Annotated in this window: 10 protein-coding genes and 2 pseudogenes; 1 reads left to right on the top strand and 11 read right to left on the bottom strand. The window is 62.4% G+C overall.

What is annotated here, in order from left to right; genetic code table 11:
• Positions 1–91: 91 nt before the first annotated feature.
• On the top strand, positions 92–658 hold the full coding sequence (gene dcd, locus CN538_RS18485) for a dCTP deaminase (protein ID WP_106420371.1): 567 nt from the start codon (positions 92–94) through the stop codon (positions 656–658).
• Here dcd and CN538_RS18480 read toward each other — a convergent pair whose 3' ends face one another.
• The 11 genes and pseudogenes from CN538_RS18480 to CN538_RS18450 form a co-directional block, all read right to left on the bottom strand.
• Complete coding sequence (locus CN538_RS18480) at positions 659–1,831, bottom strand: aldo/keto reductase (protein ID WP_207233559.1); 1,173 nt, start codon at positions 1,829–1,831, stop codon at positions 659–661.
• Positions 1,832–2,041: 210 nt separating this feature from the next.
• The gene (locus CN538_RS18475) at positions 2,042–3,490 is read right to left on the bottom strand and encodes a TolC family protein (protein WP_242495386.1); all 1,449 of its coding nucleotides are present in this window, start codon (positions 3,488–3,490) and stop codon (positions 2,042–2,044) included.
• Positions 3,491–4,096: 606 nt separating this feature from the next.
• The gene (locus tag CN538_RS21370) at positions 4,097–4,453 is read right to left on the bottom strand and encodes an Ig-like domain-containing protein (protein ID WP_106420369.1); all 357 of its coding nucleotides are present in this window, start codon (positions 4,451–4,453) and stop codon (positions 4,097–4,099) included.
• 373 nt (positions 4,454–4,826) lie between these two features.
• A pseudogene (locus CN538_RS20545) lies at positions 4,827–7,960 on the bottom strand (beta strand repeat-containing protein); the annotation flags it as partial.
• A 43-nt stretch (positions 7,961–8,003) separates the two neighbouring features.
• Positions 8,004–8,123: pseudogene (locus CN538_RS26555) on the bottom strand (Ig-like domain-containing protein); the annotation flags it as partial.
• 503 nt (positions 8,124–8,626) lie between these two features.
• On the bottom strand, positions 8,627–9,034 hold the full coding sequence (locus tag CN538_RS20535) for an autotransporter-associated beta strand repeat-containing protein (protein WP_164999661.1): 408 nt from the start codon (positions 9,032–9,034) through the stop codon (positions 8,627–8,629).
• Entirely contained in the window at positions 9,031–9,345 is a 315-nt protein-coding gene (locus CN538_RS20530) for an autotransporter-associated beta strand repeat-containing protein (RefSeq protein ID WP_164999660.1), read from the bottom strand. The genes CN538_RS20535 and CN538_RS20530 overlap by 4 nt, the downstream gene beginning before the upstream one ends.
• Before the next feature lie 46 nt (positions 9,346–9,391).
• Positions 9,392–12,784: a DUF4347 domain-containing protein gene (locus CN538_RS18465; protein WP_164999659.1), complete on the bottom strand. Its 3,393-nt coding sequence runs from the start codon at positions 12,782–12,784 to the stop codon at positions 9,392–9,394.
• 202 nt (positions 12,785–12,986) lie between these two features.
• On the bottom strand, positions 12,987–13,583 hold the full coding sequence (locus CN538_RS18460) for a phage tail protein (RefSeq protein ID WP_106420368.1): 597 nt from the start codon (positions 13,581–13,583) through the stop codon (positions 12,987–12,989).
• A 49-nt stretch (positions 13,584–13,632) separates the two neighbouring features.
• On the bottom strand, positions 13,633–13,944 hold the full coding sequence (locus CN538_RS18455) for a DUF6916 family protein (RefSeq protein WP_106420367.1): 312 nt from the start codon (positions 13,942–13,944) through the stop codon (positions 13,633–13,635).
• A gap of 18 nt (positions 13,945–13,962) precedes the next feature.
• Entirely contained in the window at positions 13,963–14,454 is a 492-nt protein-coding gene (locus CN538_RS18450; RefSeq protein ID WP_207233557.1) for a GNAT family N-acetyltransferase, read from the bottom strand.
• Between the last annotated feature and the right edge of the window lie 94 nt (positions 14,455–14,548).

The following is a 14,548-nucleotide window of genomic DNA, read 5'->3' as shown; positions in this document are numbered from 1 at the left end:
CTATGATGGCGAGCCGATTCAGCCGTACCCATTTCTCGACCCGGCGCGGGGGAGCTGCGGCTCCCCGTGACGTCGCTCCAAGGACACCTGCATGAGTATCAAATCCGACAAGTGGATTCGCCGGATGGCGGAGCAGGAGGGCATGATCGAGCCCTTCGAGGCGGACCAGGTTCGCTACGCCAACGACCAGCGTGTGATCTCCTACGGCACCTCCAGCTACGGTTATGACGTGCGCTGTGCCGACGAATTCAAGGTGTTCACCAATATCCACTCGGCGGTGGTCGATCCCAAGGCGTTCGACGAGAAGAGCTTCGTCGACGTCAAGGGCGACGCCTGCGTGATCCCGCCCAACTCCTTCGCCCTGGCGCGCACCGTGGAGTACTTCCGGATTCCGCGCAGCGTGCTGACGATCTGCCTGGGCAAGTCCACCTATGCGCGCTGCGGCATCATCGTCAACGTCACGCCACTGGAGCCCGAGTGGGAAGGTCACGTAACGCTTGAGTTCTCCAATACCACCAACCTGCCGGCGCGGATCTACGCCAACGAAGGGGTGGCGCAGATGCTGTTCCTCGAATCCGATGAGGTCTGCGCGACCTCGTACAAGGATCGCGGTGGCAAGTACATGGGGCAGCGCGGGGTGACCCTGCCGCGCACCTGATCACGTGCGATACGGCCCCGGGGCCGGCCGCGTGACGAAAGACGGGGCGCCTTCGCCAGGGAGGCGCCCCGTCTTTGCCTGCGATGCGACCCGCTTCTGGGCCTTGCCGTGCCTAATCAGGCTAGTCAGACATCCGCCGCGCGATCGTCGCTGCGGTGCTTGATGGTCTCGGCGTAACCATCGAGAAACGGCTTCTCTGCCGGGTCGAGGCGATCCATGCCGGCCACGACCCGATGCCAGTAGGGATAGAGCGGGGCGGGGCGCGTCAGCTGCTCCAGCTGGCGCTGTTCGGCCTCGCTCAGCGTCAGCTCGGCGGCGGCGAGATTGTCGTGCAGAGCGCTTCGCTTGCTGCGCGCCGACGATCAGTGAGGTGACGCCCGGGCGATCCTTGAGCCATGCCAGGCACACCCGCGCCGGCGAGCAGTCGTGGGCTTCGCCGATGGCGATCAGTGTCTCGATGATATCGTAGGCGCGCTCCATGTCGTGGACATAGGGCTCGGGCCAGCCGTTGCCCTGGCGGGTGTCCGGCGGCGTCGGCTGGCCGCGGCGTACCTTGCCGGTCAAGAAGCCCTCACCCAGCGGGCCCCAGATCAGCGAGCCGAGGTTCTGATCCAGCGCCAGCGGCATCAGCTCGTACTCCGCTTCACGTGACTCTGGGGTGTAGTAGATCTGCTGGCTGATCGGTTTGGTCAGGCCGTGGAGCTCGGCCTTGCCCAGGGTCTTCATCATCTGCCAGCCGGTGTAGTTGGAGGTGCCCCAGTAGCGCACCTTGCCACTGGTGACCAGATGGTGCAGCGCCTCCAGCGTCTCCTCGACCGGGGTGACGCCGTCCCAGTTGTGGATCTGGTAGAGATCGATATGGTCGGTGCCCAGGCGTTTGAGGCTGGCCTCCACCGCGCGAATCAAGTGGTAACGTGACGCGCCGCTGGCGTTGGGATCGTCGCCCAGGGGGCTGCGGCCCTTGGTGGCGAGGATGATGTCCTGGCGTTTGTCGCCCAGCGCCTTGGCGGTGATCTCTTCGGCCTGTCCATGGGAGTAGAGATCGGCGGTGTCGACCAGATTGACACCGGCCTCGAAGGCGATGTCGAGCAGGCGTCGGGCGCCCTTGACGTCGACGCTCGCTGCCTTCTCGAAACCGTGGCTGCCGCCGAACGGCACCGTGCCCAGGGTCATGCTCGAGACCATCAGCCCGAGTTGCCCAGCGGACGATATTGCATGCTCATATGGCCTCCTTGCCTGACTGAATGGGCCCCACCGCGAGACGCGTGGGGCCCTGTCAGTCTGGCAAAGATCGGCCCGGGAGCAAGCCGGAGTGCCTGGAGAAGTGCCTGAATAAGCGCCGCCCTGGGCGGCGCTGGTGGCCAACGCACGCCGCGGTGGGGGCTACAGCTGACCCGACTGCCACTGCGCTTCGCGACTGGCGAGCGCTTCGGCAATACCACCGATGCTGTTGGAGGCAAGGCTTTCAGGCAGCGGATCGAAGCCGACGCTGGCAGCGAGCTGACCATAGCTGCTGCGTAGGTCGGCATAGGCCAGGTCGCGGCGCAGATCGGCCTGCAGCGTATTCAATTCGCCCTGTATCAGCTCCAGTTCGCCGATGCTCTGCACCTGATAACGATTGCGCAGCTGTTCGACGATCTGGCTATCCAGGCTGACCAACTCCTGACTGGTCTCGAACTGACGCTGCGCTTCGCGGAAATTGGCATTGGCGACATGCAGTTGCGCCAGGATCGCCATCGACATGGCCTGGCGGCGCGCTTCCACGACTGCTTGACCGGCCTTAGCCGCATCGATGGCGGCGGGCCCGGAAAGCACGTTGAACAGGTTCCAGGTGACCTTCACGCCATAATCGGCCCAGCTCTGGTTGACCAGGAAGGAGTTGCTGTCGTAGTGGGCGCCGGCGGAAAACTCGAGGCCGGGCAGCAGGCGTAGCATGGCCTTGCGCGTCTCGGCGGCGCTGATGCGGGTTTCGTAGTCCTGTTCGCGCAGTTCGGGGCGATGGGTCAAGGCCGCCTGTTCGAGCTGACTGAGGTCGACCGTGAGTTGAGGCACCTGATAACCCGCCTCGGGCGCCAGCTCGATCTCGGTGCCTAGGGGCAGATTGATCAGCGTTGCGAGCTCGGTCTTGGCCAGCGAGAGCGCACGGCGCTGCTCCTCGAGCTGGCGCGTGGCTTCGATCAGGGCGCGCTGGTAGCTCAGCGTCTGGATGATGTCGCCGATACGCTGATCGCTGAGGCGGCGGCTATTCTCACTCGCTTGATCGACTCGTGCCATCAGACTGTCGATCTGGCCCAGCAGGCGGTCGGCCGCCACGGCCCGCCAATAGGCCGAGCGCACGTCCTGAATGATGGTGTGGACCACCTTGCGTCGGCGCTCCTGCACGATCAGACGTCGATCGCTCTGCTGTTTGGCATTGACATAACCGACGCCGAAGTCGAGTACGTTCCACACCATGGTGAGGTCAGCGACGCGACGGTCGCGATCCAGTGAGGTCGAAGGCTCGAGTGACTGAGTCCCGGTTCGAATGCTCTCGCTGCTGGAGGCGCTGACGTTGCTGCGCCCGGCGTATCCGGCAGACAGCGCCATGCGCGGGAGCATGTCGAAGGTGGCCAGATCGACCTGGCGCTGGGCCATGGCCTCTTCCATGATCTTCAAGCGCCCCTCGAGGTTGTATTTCACGGCGCGGGCCATGGCTTCATGCAGCGTGAGCGGGCCGCTGAGCGGCTCCTGATCCTTGAACATCGTGCGCAGATCCTGCTGCGCGCGCTGTTCGCTGACACGGTGATCGATCGGCTGGCTGGTGACGGCGCAGCCACTGATGGCCAGAGCCAACAGACTGACTGCGAAAAGTTGCTTTTGACGACTCATCCTCGAACTTCCCCTTGGTACGGCATCTATCGATTATTGTTCGGCCTTTTGCTAGACCTTGGATGTCGGCTCGGCCATCTGCTCGAATGCCAGGGTCAGACTGCTGACCTGGCGCCACTCGTCTTCGTGTATCTCCTGCAACTGCTGGGCCAGGGTGGGGGCGCCCTGAAGCGCGTTCTGGCTTAAATCGCTGGTGTCCGGGCCTGGGCGCAGCTGAATGTCGCCCGGTGCTGGCGGCGCGATACCATCGAACAGCGCCGAGAAACTGCTGCTGCCGAAGGTGTTCTCGCTACCGCCGAAAGCGGATGATTCAGTATCGCACCGATGCTGAGGCGTGCGGCGCTGCTGGCAAAGACCTGGGCGATATAGCTGGGTGCCAGAGCGCCATTGCGGATGAAGATATCGCCCACTGGCGGTATGCCACTGCCCAGGTTGGGCACCTCGAACAGCGGTGTGGGCCGTAGGGGCGAGGTAAACAGAGAGGGCGGCGCCGATGTTTGTGGCGGCTCGACTGTTACGCTGGCGCCAGGCTGCGCCAGCGGGGCTGCTGGTGTGATGCGGAACTCAGGGTCACCCTGGACCTGGGACTGGGTGTAGGGTTGGCCGACCAGCCCCTGTCAGTGTATTGCCAGCCAAATCGCTGATGTCGGTGCTATTGCTGTTGAGTGACAGGGTCAGGCTGCCGCTGCCGACGACATTGCTAATCGTGATCTGGTAGGTGCGTGCATCGATCTGTACTAGGCTGCCGAGACTACCCTGGGCGCTTCCCGTGCTGATCAGCGTGAAGTCCGACAGATCGACCTCACTGACCGCTTCGCTGAAGGTCACCGTGTAGCGCACATTGCCGTCGACGCTGGTGGTGGTATCCAGCGCGATGGTCGCGGTGGGCGGGGTGGTGTCGATGCGCAGCCGAAGTCTCTCCGACATTGTTCAACGTCGAATTCAAGACATTGCCGGCGGCGTCGCGCGCGCTGCCGCCGTTGTTCTCCAGCCCCGTCACGCTAATGCGGCCTCGGCGTCGAGACCGGCTGCAGGTTGTACTGGAAGACCAACGTGTCGCTACCCGAACCCGTGACATAGTCGGCATATACGGTCGTGCTCCGATGTTCAGAGCCAGCCTCGGCGTGCCATCGATGATCACGGCTTCGCTGGTATCGATCGCGAAGGTTAATGTATCGCCAGCATTGTATAGCCCGTCTGAAGGCACGCTGACCCGGTTGACGATGGGCGCCGCGGTATCGATGACGTAGTTGCCTGAAGTGGTGCTGCCGGCACCGGTATTGCCCGCAGTATCCTGCACTCCGCCATTGTTCAGAGTGATCAGGTTGCTGCTATCGGAGACGTTGGCGTTGGGAGTCAGGATCGCCGTCCAGATAATGCCGCCATCGTTGGAGCTGAGTCCGCTCAGGGTGCGTTTTCGACCATGAAGTCGCCGACCGTCAATCCGCTCACTGCTTCATTGAAGGTGATGGTCACGGTCGTCGTCTCACCCGCAGCCAGCGCAGTGTCGCTCAACTGGATGGTTGCGGTCGGGCGCTGAGTATCGATGGCGTAGTTGTCGGAGTCGGTGGTGCCGGTGCCGATGTTACCCGCTGCATCGCTGTAGCCAGTGTTATCCAGGCTAATGACGTTGCTGCTGTCGGTGATATTGGCGCTGGGCGTCAGCGTGGCAGTCCAGGTAATGCCGCCGTCGCTGCTGCTGAGGCCGCTGAGGCTGCCGTTGGCTACGCTGAAGTCGGCGACGTCCAGACCCTGCACGGCCTCGTTGAAGGTTACGGTGACGGTGGCGCTTTCACCGATGGCCAGCGCGGTGTCGTTGACCACGATGGTTGCAGTCGGGCGCTGGCTATCGATGGCGTAGTTGTTGGAGTCGGTGATGCCGGTGCCGGTATTGCCGGCGGCATCGGCGTAGCCGGTGTTATCCAGGCTGATCAGGTTACTGGCATCCGTGACATTGGCGCTGGGCGTCAGGGTCGCCGTCCAGGTAATGCCGCCGTCGCTTGAGCTGAGGTTGCTGAGCGCGCCGTTGGCCACGCTGAAGTCACCCGTGGTCAGGCCGGTGATCGCCTCGCTGAAGGTGATGGTAACCGTGGTGTTCTGGCCCGCTTTCAAGGCGGTGTCGGCGACCACAATGCTGGCACTTGGGCGCTGGGTGTCGATGGCGTAGTTGCCCGAATCGGTGCTGCCCGTGCCGGTGTTGCCGGCCAGGTCGGTGACGCCGGTATTGTCCAGGCTGATCAGGTTGCTGGCGTCGGTGACGTTGGCGTCAGGCGTCAGGGTCGCCGTCCAGGTCAGGCCACCATCGCTGCTGGCGAGGTTGCTGAGGGCGCCGTTGGCCACGCTAAAGTTAGTCGTGCTCAATCCGCTCACTGCTTCATTGAAGGTGATGGTCACGGTCGCCGTCTCACCCGCAGCCAGCGCAGTGTCGCTCAACTGGATGGTTGCGGTTGGGCGCTGGGTATCGATGGCGTAGTTGTTGGAGTCGGTGGTGCCGGTGCCGGTATTACCGGCCGCATCGCTGTAGCCACTGTTATCCAGGATAATGACGTTGCTGCTGTCGGTGATATTGGCGCTGGGCGTCAGCGTGGCAGTCCAGATGATGCCGCCATCGCTGCTGCTGAGGCCGCTGAGGCTGCCGTTGGCTACGCTGAAGTCGGCAATGTTCAGACCCTGTACGGCCTCGTTGAAGGTCACGGTGACGGTGGCGGTTTCACCGATGGCCAGCGCGGTGTCGTTGACCACGATGGTTGCAGTCGGGCGCTGGCTATCGATGGCGTAGTTGTTGGAGTCGGTGATGCCGGTGCCGGTATTGCCGGCGGCATCGGTATAGCCGCTGTTGTCCAGAGTGATCAGATTGGTCGTGTCGGTGACGTTGGCGTTCGGCGCCAGGGTCGCCGTCCAGGTAATGCCGCCGTCGCTTGAGCTGAGGTTGCTGAGCGCGCCGTTGGCCACGCTGAAGTCACCCGTGGTCAGGCCGGTCACCGCCTCGCTGAAGGTGATGGTAACCGTGGTGTTCTGGCCCGCTTTCAAGGCGGTGTCGGCGACCGCGATGGTGGCGGTTGGGCGTTGAGTATCGATGGCGTAGTTGTCGGAGTCGGTGGTGCCGGAGCCGACGTTGCCTGCCAGATCCTGCACGCCGGTGTTATCCAGCGTGATCAGGTTGGTCGTGTCGGTGACGTTGGCGTCAGGCGTCAGGGTCGCCGTCCAGGTCAGGCCACCATCGCTGCTGGCGAGGTTGCTGAGGGCGCCGTTGGCCACGCTGAAGTCAGTCGTGCTCAATCCGCTCACTGCTTCATTGAAGGTGATGGTCACGGTCGCCGTCTCACCCGCAGCCAACGCAGTGTCGCTCAACTGGATGGTGGCGGTTGGGCGCTGGCTATCGATGGCGTAGTTGTTGGAGTCGGTGGTGCCGGTGCCGGTATTACCGGCCGCATCGCTGTAGCCGGTGTTATTCAGGGCGATGACGTTGCTGCTGTCGGTAATATTGGCGCTGGGCGTCAGGGTGGCGGTCCAGGTAATGCCGCCATCGCTGCTGCTTAGGCCACTGAGGCTGCCGTTGGCCACGCTGAAGTCGGCAATGTCCAGGCCCTGCACGGCTTCGTTGAAGGTCACGGTGACGGTGGCGGTTTCACCGATGGCCAGCGCGGTGTCGTTGACCACGATGGTTGCAGTCGGGCGCTGGCTATCGATGGCGTAGTTGTTGGAGTCGGTGATGCCGGTGCCGGTATTGCCGGCGGCATCGGTATAGCCGCTGTTGTCCAGAGTGATCAGATTGGTCGTGTCGGTGACGTTGGCGTTCGGCGCCAGGGTGGCGGTCCAGGTGATGCCGCCGTCGCTTGAGCTGAGGTTGCTGAGCGCGCCGTTGGCCACGCTGAAGTCACCCGTGGTCAGGCCGGTGACCGCCTCGCTGAAGGTGATGGTAACCGTGGTGTTCTGGCCTGCTTTCAAGGCGGTGTCGGCGACCACAATGCTGGCACTTGGGCGCTGGGTATCGATGGCGTAGTTGTCGGAGTCGGTGGTGCCGGAGCCGACGTTGCCTGCCAGATCCTGCACGCCGGTGTTATCCAGCGTGACCAGGTTGGTGCTGTCGGTGACGTTGGCGCCCGGTGTCAGGGTGGCGGTCCAGGTGATGTTGTCCGAGGTGGACAGATTGCTCAGTGTGCCGTTGGCGACGTTGAAGTCTGCTATGCCCAGCCCGGTCACCGCCTCAGTGAAAGTGATGGTCACGCTGGTGGTCTGACCGGCCTTCAGTGCGGTATCGCTCACCACGATGGTTGCCGTTGGGCGCAGGGTGTCGATGGCATAGTTGGCCGAATCGGTGCTGCCGCTGCCGATGTTGCCGGCCAGATCCATCACACCGCTGTTGTTCAGGGTGATCAGGTTGCTGGCATCGCTGACGCTGGCGTCTGGGGTAAAGGTGCCCGTCCATGTCAGGCCGCCATCGCTGCTGCGAGGCCGCTGAGGCTGCCGTGGTCACGCTGAAGTCGGCGACGTCCAGACCCTGCACGGCCTCGTTGAAGGTCACGGTGACGGTGGCGGTCTCGCCGATGCGCAGCGCCGTGTCGCTGAGGGTGATGCTGCCGGCAGCCGGGCGCACGCCGTCCACCACCAGGGCCTTGTTGGCGCCCAGGGAACCGGCAGCGCCAGGTGTTGGCAAGGTCAGGAGGGCAGCCTGGCTGGTGCTGTCCTGAATGCTGCCGCCGTTGAGGCTCAAGGCCGAGGTGGAGGCGTAGTCGAGATCACTGGTGCTGTCACCGGCCTGTACGGTGTAGCTGAAGCTCAGTGTGTCGCTGCCCGAGCCGGAAAGGTAGTTGAGTACGCGATCGGTGGTGCCGGTTTCCAGGGTCAGGGTCGGAGTGCCGGTGACGTTCACGGTACTGCTGAACTGGACGGTGACGACTATGGTGTCGCCGATCTTGTAGGTGCGTTGGCCGTACTGGACGAGACGCTGGCGACCGTCGGGGCGGAGGGAGCGGTCAGGGTCAGGTCATTGCCCGTGTCGCCGGCATAGCTGGTGGTCAACTGGGTGCCATTGCCCGCCGCGTTGAAGGTGCTGCCCTCACTGAGGCCACTGAAGGTACGGTGATCGCATCGGCGGCATCATTGAGGATGACCTTGTAGATCTCGCCATTGCCTGCGGCATAACCATGGTTGACCGTCAGAGTCGCGCCGGAAACGTCGACGGCGCCATTGACCACGATCTGGTCGTAGCTGGTGCCGGCGCTGGTGCCATCGATCCAGTGCCAGGGTGCTGCCTGCATCCAGAGTCAGATTGCCATTCACGGTCAGGGTGCCGGCGCCGCTGTTGCCTGGGGAGAGGGTGCCGCCGTTCTGCACGATGACGTCGCCACCCAGGGTGCCGCCGCCGGCCAGGGTGGCGCCATTGGCCACAATGGTAGCGCTGCTGGTGCTGCCGTCCACGACCAAGGTGCCGGCAGACACGCTGGTCGTGCCCGTGTTGGTGTTGCTACCCGACAGGGTCAGATTGCTGGCGCCCGACTTGGTCATGCTGCCTGAGCCACTGAGGGTGCCGGACAGCGTAGAGGCCGCGCCAGCATTGATGGTGGCCACGCGGTCAAGGCCAGGGCATTGTCGATGGTCGTATTACCCGTGATCTGCAGGGTGGTGCCGTTGGCCAAGTTGAGGCTGCCGGCGCCGAGGTTGCCGTCACCAGCGACGCTCAGGGTGCCGGCGCTGACGCTGGTGCTGCCGCTATAGGTATTGCTGCCGCTCAGGGTCAGGGTCGCAGCGCCGGTCTTGGTCAGGTTGTTGCTGCCACTGATCACGCCGGAGAGCGCAGTATCTGCGCCAGTGTTCACCGTGGCGTTGCCGCTCAGGGCAATGGCGTTGTCGATGGTAGTGGCGTTAGTGGTGGCCAGAGTGCTGCCGGCAGCCCAGGGTCAGCGTGTCGCTGCCCAGGTTGGCGTCGCTGGCGACGCTCAGGGTGCCAGCGCTGACGGTAGTGGCGCCGTAGCTGTTGCTGCCGGACAGGGTCAGGGTCGCGGCGCCCGCCTTGGTCAGGGTATAGGCACCGCTGACCACGCCGGACAGGGTGGCATTGGCCGCGGCAGTGACCGTGGCGTTGCCGCCGAGGATGATGGCGTTGTCGATGTCGGTCGTGCCGGTGAGTGCGAGGGTCGTGCCTGCTGCCAGGTTCACTGCATCCGAGCCCAGGTTGCCGTCGCTGTCCACGCTGAGGGTGCCGGCATTGACAAAAGTGGCGCCATAACTGTTGTTGGCGGACAGGGTCAGGGTGCCAGCGCCGGTTTTCGTCAGGGCGTAGGTGCCGCTGATGGCGCCACTGAGGGTGGCGGCGTCGCTGTTGTCGATGGTGCTGTTGCCGGTGAGGGCGATGGCATTGTCTATGGTGGTGGCACCGGTGATTGCGAGCGTGCTACCAGCCAGGGCCAGGTCGCCTGTGCCGAGGTTGGCATCATCACCGATCGACAGGGTGCCAGCGGACACCGTGGTGGTGCCGGAATAGCTGTTGTTGCCCGCCAGGGTGAGAACGCCATTGCCCTGCTTGATCAGCGAGCCGCTGCCGGAAATGATCCCGGAAACGCTGGTTGAAGCATTGTCGCCCCCACTGGTGAGGGTATGGCTACCGAGCTGGATGCTGGCGTTGGCATTGTTGCTTGCCAGGCTGCCGACGGTCTGATCAGAAAGCAGGGTCAGGACACTGTTGCCGTTGACCCGTACCGCGCTGCTGTTGGAGACCGAGGCGTCGCCATCGAGTTTCAGCCAGCCGTAATTGAGCAGCGTGGTGCTGCCGGTGTAGCTGTTGCTGCCGGAGAGGGTCAGCGCATGGCTGGCCGAGCCTGTCTGGTTGAGCGACAGGCCGCCGGTGCCGCTGATATTGCCGGAGAAGGTGGTGTCCGCTGTCTGGTTCGTCGTCAGGCTGCTGCTGCCCAGGTTGATCGCACCCGCCCCGGAAAGATTGCCGATGGCTTCGCTACTGTTCAGCGCCAGAGTGGCGCCTGCGGCGATCGACACGTCGCTGTTGTTGGCAATGGCATCGCCATTGGCGACGGTCAGGATGCCGCCAGCGATGCTGGTGGCGCCGGAGAAGGTGTTGCCAGCGCCGGACAGGGTCAGGTTGCCGGCCCCCGCCTTGGTCAGCGCGCCGCTACCGGCGATCAGGCTCGAAATGTTGGCACCATCGCCCGATCCATGGATAAAGGTCTGCGTCGTGCCGCCGGCCAGGGTGAGGGTGCCGCCGCTGAGCGTCAGGCCGCTTACCGCGTCGAGATCGAAGGTCAGGCTCTCGTTGATCGATACGCTGTTGAGGGTGAGTGTCTGGCCTGCCAGGGAGCTATCGAAGACGAGGGTCTGGCTGCCGGTATTGTCGGCGGCGGCAATGGCCACGGCCTCGCTGAAGCTCACGCCATTGCTGACGTTGATGGTGGCAGTGTCGGTGTCGTTGGTGACGTAGATGGTGTCGCTGGTGACCGTGGTGGTGGCGTTGGCGTTGCCACCGGCTCCGTCATCGAGGATGAAGCGGATGTTGGCATCACCGGCCGGCGTATCGCTGCGATAGGTGACTCGCTGCGCCACGTCGTTGACCAGCGCCGTGGTCGCTGTGGTGGCGCTGCTGGTGAAGTTGACGGTCAGTACGCCACCGGTATTGGTGAAGGTGGCGAAGGTTTGCCCGGCAGACTGCAGATTGCTGCCGCTGACGGTGAACAGGGCGCCGCTGGTATCGAAGCCCAGGACGTCGCTACCCACTGCCGTGCCGTTGCGCTGGATCACCAGGCTAGCGCCGGACCAGTTGCCATTGCCGCCATTGAGTGCACTCAGCTCGGCGTCGCTCAGGCTGGCATTGCTGCCCACGTCGAGGCGGACGGTATTGCCTGCGCCATTCCAGGCGACGCTGTCGCCGTTGAGATTAACGATGCTCGGTATATTGTTGGAGGTAATACTGATTGTGCTGCCAGGGCTGACACCGACACTGGTAGTGTCGCCGGTATTGGCGCTACCGCTCCAGTTGGAGAGGTTGGTGATCCTTGCCAGCCAGGTCGTGCGGTCGGCGGCAGAGGTGGGGCCGTTGTACTGCACGTTGTCTTGTTGGTTGGCTCCGCCAGGTAGACCTATGGCGTTGGTGCCGTTGGTCAGCGCGTTCTGACTGCCGGCACCGCCAGGGAGTGTCGAGTCTCTGAGCGTTGAAAAGCCCGAGGCGGTATTCCAGTTATTGGCATCGATGTTCGTACCGGCACTGTTGTTCATGCCGAAAATGAAATAGGGGTTGGCGTCCGAATCCTGATAGATGAAAACACTGTCGCCAGCGAGGTTCATCGGATCGGCGGCCGAGTAGCCGGTTATCGCGATGTCGCCACTGAGGTCTGTGTTCGCCGTTACGTTGGTCAGCGTCGTTAAATCATCCGAGCCACCGAGGTACAGATTGAGTACCGTGCCGGCATTGATAGTGCTGCTCGTCGTCCAGGTAATTAGCCCGTCGCCGGTGTTCGTCTCTGTAAATGCACTTCCACTCGCATTCCAGCCCCAGTCGGTGATTTTAAGGACGGTGCCTGCAGGGATATCGACCAGCGTGGCGAAGGTGATCGTATCGTTCAGTGCGTTCCAGCCCAGAACGACCATATCGCCGGCATTCAGGGTATTGAGCACATGGCTGTAACCCGCATCGGCAAACAGGCTGGCGGCTTCGATGGCGCCGGTGCTGGTCTCCAGTACCCAGTCGCCGCCTTTGCTGGCGTCGCCTGTCCAGTCGTTGGAGGCCGCGATATCGGCGCCCGTGAAGTTGGCGAGTTGCTCGACGAAAACGTCCCCGTGCTCCCCCTTGCTGGTGTCGCAGCCGTAAATCAGAAAGTCACCGTTTTCCGCCAGGCTGCTGCCGATGGCAGAAAGCTGGCTTTGCACGCTGGCCATATTGTCCAGGCCGAGCCGGGTCGAGCCGACCTGCAGACTGGCCTCGCCACCGTGGGAAATGAAGTGGATGGCATCGATGCCGGAGCGGCCATCGAGGTAGTCGGCCATTTGGTGCAGGCCATCACTGCCGGCGTCCAGTACGACGACTTCCGTACCCGCGACCAGGCTATCGAGCAATTGCTGCTTGTCTTGGACGCTGGCGTCGATGAAGACGACTTCATGGCGGTCCCCCGGTGTGGTCGAGGAGGGGGCGGCAGCCAGGTGTTCGGCTGTTGCATCGCTGTCGTGTGCGCCCGTTGCATCAGTGTTTGCGGCGACCGTTGCCGCGACGGTCGCATCTGCGGCTGTGGCCGCCACGGCGCCGTCGAACATCATGCGCGGCTCCAGTGACATGGCCAGAGGGGCTTTGGTCACGGTTGCAGGGGAGCTAGCCAGAGGTTTTTTAGTGCGAGTCCAGAACATGGTTTGCTCCCGGTGATGACAGCGTGACGCTTCTAGTTGGGTGGAGGGCTGCGATAAAACCAGTCGAATGTTGGGGCAGCGCCGTCATGGCGCTGCGCCTGCGAAATGAAAGCTGTCAGTCGCTACGCATAGGGAACTCTCCCATCAGCGCAATGATGAAGTTGGTGCCCAGGAAGGGGTTACGGATCGCCACGGGTAGGTTTGGCCCGATGAAATTGGCCGTGCTATGCGTGCTATTCAATGAGGCATCGAAAGGTTTCAGCGTCGTATCGGGGTTGCTGCCATACGGACTAACTTCTGCGCCTACTGCGCTATCCACAGGCTTTGCCAGAACGAGATTCGGTCCTGGAACTGGACTGGTGCCATCCGCGGTCGAAGCCGGAATCGATAGGTTGACTGTGCCTTGGATCTGCAACGGAAACTGTATGGATGGAAGGTTGGTGCTAAGCAGGGTGGCTGTCTCGCTTCCGTTCTTTTGACCTAGAGCAATGGTGCTTTGACCAGCTCCTGTGCCCGCACCGACCGGAGAGCGGCTCCGAAAATCAGGCAGCGCGAAATTGGTCACACCATCACCGCCATATGTGTTGCCAAGTATCGCGAACAGTGCGGTGTTCTGCGTGATCGTCATGACCTGCCCCTGACACATGGCATAGCCGCGTGGCGCGAAGTTACCGCCGAACATCTTGATTTCACCCAGGAATGGTTCACTCATTTGCAGCTCCTTTTTCTTTGGTTTTTGGCGCATCGAGTCCGCGTGGATTTCAAGCAGGACTGTCGTTATGGAAAGACGCATGGAGCACCTTGCGCCCATCACGGCAGGGTAACCCTGGTGTCATCAACAACAGCCAGCCCTCTTCGTCTTCTGGGTGTGACAAGCGAAATAACGCCTGTGGCAGGTCATGACCGATCGGCAGGGCGAAGTGAGCAGAAAAGCACTGATATTCGGGTGACATGGGAATGCCCTCGACGACCTCGAGGAGTTCGATGTCGATGGGTTGATCGGCAGTGGTCCAGAGCTGGAAATGTTGCCCTACGTGTTGCATGAGCATGTCTTGCGTTGGCATTGGATACATGGCACGTTCCTTAGGCAATTAATATTTAGCCTGATGGACAGGGCGCAGCATCTTGAAATAGACGCCATCTTCTCCCGTGACCTCGAAACCCTGGCGGCGATAGAGGTTTTGCGCGGGGTTGTAGCTTTCCACGTACAAGCCGGCGCTGAGCCTTTGATCGTCTGCCCGCTCGAGCCACGCTGCCAGTAACTGGCTGCCTAGCCCCTGACCTCGATAGGAGGGTATGAGGCTGATATCGATAATTTGTAGATGGATATCACTCCACAGGAGATAGGCGCGCCCAATGGGAGTGCCGGCGGACTCTATGACCTGAAAGTCGGCATGAGGAAAGTGTGCCTGATAATAATTATGCTGCGCAGCGAACTGTTGGTTGAGGAAGGCACTTTTGGCTGATTGGTCCCACGGCAGTTCCGCGAGCTCCCTCATACGCGTGCTGCAATAGAGTGCCTCGAGGAAAGATAAATCCCCGTTATTCATCGGGCGAAGATGAATCTTATTTTTTTTATCCACAATGCAGGTTCCCTTGCGAAACGTCCCGCACACGTGCCCGGCGGCTGCAGTCGGCCCGGGAGTATGAGGGGACTATAATGTAGTCATTGCTTGC

Source organism: Salinicola tamaricis (assembly GCF_003006155.1).
In the GTDB taxonomy this organism is placed as follows: domain Bacteria; phylum Pseudomonadota; class Gammaproteobacteria; order Pseudomonadales; family Halomonadaceae; genus Salinicola; species Salinicola tamaricis.
Note: the sequence above shows the minus strand (reverse complement) of the source record. Positions and strands in the feature narration are given on the sequence as shown.

Excerpts from the sequence above, each read along its gene's own strand:
- dcd (WP_106420371.1), top strand. The coding sequence starts at position 92 with ATGAGTATCAAATCCGACAAGTGGATTCGCCGGATGGCGGAGCAGGAG.
- CN538_RS18480 (WP_207233559.1), bottom strand. The coding sequence starts at position 1,831 with ATGACCCTGGGCACGGTGCCGTTCGGCGGCAGCCACGGTTTCGAGAAG.
- CN538_RS21370 (WP_106420369.1), bottom strand. The coding sequence starts at position 4,453 with ATGTCGGAGAGACTTCGGCTGCGCATCGACACCACCCCGCCCACCGCG.
- CN538_RS20535 (WP_164999661.1), bottom strand. The coding sequence starts at position 9,034 with ATGACCAAGTCGGGCGCCAGCAATCTGACCCTGTCGGGTAGCAACACC.
- CN538_RS18465 (WP_164999659.1), bottom strand. The coding sequence starts at position 12,784 with ATGATGTTCGACGGCGCCGTGGCGGCCACAGCCGCAGATGCGACCGTC.
- CN538_RS18460 (WP_106420368.1), bottom strand. The coding sequence starts at position 13,583 with ATGAGTGAACCATTCCTGGGTGAAATCAAGATGTTCGGCGGTAACTTC.
- CN538_RS18455 (WP_106420367.1), bottom strand. The coding sequence starts at position 13,944 with ATGTATCCAATGCCAACGCAAGACATGCTCATGCAACACGTAGGGCAA.